Source organism: Alicyclobacillus sp. SP_1 (assembly GCF_024706985.1).
Classification (GTDB): Bacteria; Bacillota; Bacilli; order Alicyclobacillales; family Alicyclobacillaceae; genus Alicyclobacillus_I.
The window spans coordinates 1-2,872 of the sequence record NZ_JAMCCX010000075.1 but is presented as its reverse complement, the minus strand read 5'-3'; the positions used below and the strand labels follow the sequence as shown (position 1 = coordinate 2,872).

General features: G+C 44.7%; 3 protein-coding genes. 2 read left to right on the top strand and 1 reads right to left on the bottom strand.

Translation table 11 applies throughout. The features are described from left to right. Positions 1-62: 62 nt before the first annotated feature. Positions 63-1,535 carry an ATP-binding cassette domain-containing protein gene (locus M4I36_RS14760; protein WP_308661319.1) on the top strand — a complete coding sequence of 491 codons (1,473 nt, stop codon included), beginning with the start codon at positions 63-65 and terminating at the stop codon, positions 1,533-1,535. Positions 1,536-1,717: 182 nt separating this feature from the next. After that, on the top strand, positions 1,718-2,647 hold the full coding sequence (locus M4I36_RS14755) for a CPBP family intramembrane glutamic endopeptidase (RefSeq protein WP_258112523.1): 930 nt from the start codon (positions 1,718-1,720) through the stop codon (positions 2,645-2,647). An 8-nt stretch (positions 2,648-2,655) separates the two neighbouring features. Here the strand turns inward: M4I36_RS14755 and M4I36_RS14750 are convergent. Next, positions 2,656-2,872 (bottom strand): hypothetical protein (locus tag M4I36_RS14750; protein ID WP_258112522.1); only part of this gene is annotated, 217 nt, incomplete at its 5' end.

The following is a 2,872-nucleotide window of genomic DNA, read 5'->3' as shown; positions in this document are numbered from 1 at the left end:
GGCTCATATTTATGGAGCTTATTGGGACTGATTTAAGCTTTGCAGGGGAAGTCGCCTGATTCATTCAGCACCCCCTAATTAGTAACAGTTCAGCCACGTACCTTCTGCTCACATTTACAGCATTGCTCAGTATTTTCACTGTGTTCACTGGGTTCATGTTACACGTATCGAAAGTTAAACTCATTAGTCAATGTACAGGCGATTTTAGGACTGTCTTGAGTAGGCATCTTGTTTCATCCACCACATTTGACAGCTTAACTGGAAGACAAGCAGAAACAACTTCAAGTGAGGGCAACTTGATTTCGCTCTTGCTAACCGACTCATCCAGTGTTATTTCGAATTTGTTTGGGCTTCTTGATATTTTCCTATCATCAGTTTTATCCTGTCTCATGCTTTTATATTTAGGGTCTCACTATGATGCTGTATTTACCTTAACGATTACGGTGTATGTCTTTTTTTACATGACCATACCGTACTTATACAAGAAAAAAATCTATCAGAAAAATAAAGTCAATCGTGAGGCACAATCGTTGGCTTTGAATTGGCTCGCGTCGCTTGTGAATGGCTGGGAAGTGATTAGAATCAGCAAAGAGCCTTCGACAGCCTTCTTCAATAAAAAGTCTGAGGTTGCTTGGTCCGGAGTTTCGGGCGCTACTATTGCAAGTTCGGTAGTCTACGGGTCGCTCAATTCATTGCAACAGTTCTTCCACTATGTTGTCCTCGTTACGCTCTGTCTCATTGCCGTTACTTATTCAGGAGGCCATAGTTCGTTAAAGGAAGAAGTGTTGGCATTTATTTTGTACATAGATCGATACCGTGCGGTAGCTTCAACAGCCGGCAGCACGCCAAAGATATGGTCAGATTTTAGACTGTCGATGGATCGACTATCAGCAATCTTTGGTCGTCAGAAGAACAACATAAAATACTATCCTACACCATCGGCAGTTGGCTTAGAGTTAAAAAATCTGGTTGTTGGATTAAATGGTAGATGTTTAGTCTCTGCGATGAACGTCGCAGTAGATAAGAACATGACGCTTGTTGTTAGTGGGAAAAATGGAAGAGGCAAAACGACTTTATTGAAAACAATTTTGGGATTATGCCCGCCCCTAGAGGGCGATGTGAGGTGGAGCACAACAATCGAAAGTGAGGGCGGGATTGCTTATATACCTCAAAAAATACATATTTTTGTGGGCACGCTGTACGAAAATATTTCTTTAGGACGAGATGTATCAAAAGAGGATGTAGTTAAGGTTCTTCAAACCTTGGGGTGGACGGGTCCCATCAATTTGGACGAATATTATACGTCTGATGATGGGCCAAGTGGGGGAGAAAGAAAGCGCATTGGGGTCGCTCGAGCGTTGTTTGCTCAACCAAGGGCAGTCGTGATCGATGAATTGGAGGCAGGTGTCGATGCACCATGGGCGTTAATCCAGGCGCTAAAAGACTCCATAGGTCTCGTGATTGCGGTATCCCATACCCCCCATGTGTGGAACCCTGATCGCGTTATGGTGTTAGAGAACGGCTCACTCATATGAGGCGGGCCAAAACACCTCTTGTGGGCACAGCAAAACGTCGTGCCCCTTCATAGCGAACTTGTGCACAAGTCAGACTCGTCACGATGTGCATCTGGGATATCTATACATAACGAGACGGCGGGAATCGACGGAGTCTGGACGAGGTGAAGGAGTCCCAAATTGTGTGAGAGGGTGGACAATTTATGTCGATACAAAAAAGAGGTTGGAACAGCTTGCTTCTCGTCACCGGTTTCCTGATTTACGTCGGAGTCACGTTGTGGCTATATCATGGCCCACTTCACACGATTCTATTACCATCCGGAATGACGGACATCGGCGTTCTATGGAACTATGCTGCGTTTGTCATACTGGTGGCCGTCCTGTTCCTCTTTCGTAACTTAACTCCCAATCGAGAAATACCGCAGTTACGAGCAACGTGGCAAAACTTTGGAACGCTGTTTGGGTCGATCGTTTTATTGTTCGGAGTGGGATACGTAGTATGGTTTCATATGGTGTCTTACACGGAATCCCTGATGCAGTCGAAGATTTTCCCTATGTTGCCCCTCGCTGCGAATGCGAAATTCATAAATGCTCTGCTTGGGATAGTAGTGACGGCGATTTTTGTGAGTATTGCCGTATGGAAACTCAAGGGTTGGCGACGTCAATCTTTCTCTCTATCGTGGGCTACTGGATTGTTGACTCTTGTACTTGTGTTGGCGTGTACTATCTTAGCCATCGTACGAAATCATGTGTTTTTAGTCAAAAGTTTAGTGGCTCCAAATGGTAACCTGGTCGAAACGCTGGTTATTTTTGTTTCGCAGTTTTTTATCAACGGATTAATGGAAGAAACATATTTTAGAGGCTATATGTTTCCTCAACTTTTGACGTGGGTCCGACATCCAGTCTTGGCTGCATGGATCATGATAGTTGTCTTTGATGCTGCTCACATTCCTCAAGGGATCGTAGCTTACCATGATGTGTTTTCTTGGTGGCAATGGCTGTTATATTGTATGTTTCCGTTGCAGCCTACTGGGTGGCTATACTGGGCTATTTACTATCGCACGGGTTCTGTGCTGCCTGGGGCTCTGTTCCACACGTATATTACGAACTGGGCATTTATGTTCACTCTCTAGTTTGCTGTTCACGGCTTATGTCCCGCTTGTATTTTGTGACGCGGCGATGCCGTCAGATATAGGGTTCTGGTGCAAAGATTGCGATCAGCGTAGACTGGCCCGTTTGCGAACCAAGGATTAAACGGAAGTTCACTGTTTAAAATAGGGGCTGCTGAATGAACTAAAAACCCTGCTGTAACAAGGATTTCGCGTGCAATTTGTCGAATGAAAGTGTATGGATTTTGA

Bases quoted from the DNA above. Each gene is read 5' to 3' on its own strand.
- M4I36_RS14755 (WP_258112523.1), top strand. From the start codon at position 1,718: ATGTCGATACAAAAAAGAGGTTGGAACAGCTTGCTTCTCGTCACCGGT.